Origin of the sequence: Bartonella sp. AA81SXKL (assembly GCF_042196945.1) — a bacterium.
Classification (GTDB): Bacteria; Pseudomonadota; Alphaproteobacteria; order Rhizobiales; family Rhizobiaceae; genus Bartonella.
Genome location: NZ_JBHIRH010000138.1, coordinates 1 through 289, shown reverse-complemented (window position 1 = coordinate 289; position 289 = coordinate 1). Strand labels below are relative to the sequence as shown.

Annotated in this window: 1 protein-coding gene; it reads left to right on the top strand. The window is 36.7% G+C overall.

The features are described 5' to 3' along the window. The coding region (locus tag ACFINZ_RS10120) for a hypothetical protein (RefSeq protein WP_375701442.1) at nt 1-289 on the top strand (289 nt) is incomplete at both ends.

The window sequence follows — 289 nt, the reverse complement described above, 5'->3', positions numbered from 1 at the left end:
CATATTTTAAGTCTTCATGATAAAAAACCGCTTTTTGTTACGTTTTATAATACCTACAATAAAGAAAAACAAAGTATTTCTCTCCGACTCTTTCACCGCTACGAAGCACTAGCTCTTTCCAAACGCGTACCACTCCTTGAAAATATGGGATTTAGAGTCATTGCTGAACAAACACTTGAATTACCAGATGGCAACGGACAATCTGTATATCTTCATGATATGCAATTAGAGAGTACTTTCCAGCTCAGTCTCGATTTTGAAAAAGACGGTCAAAAGCTTGCCGAAACTT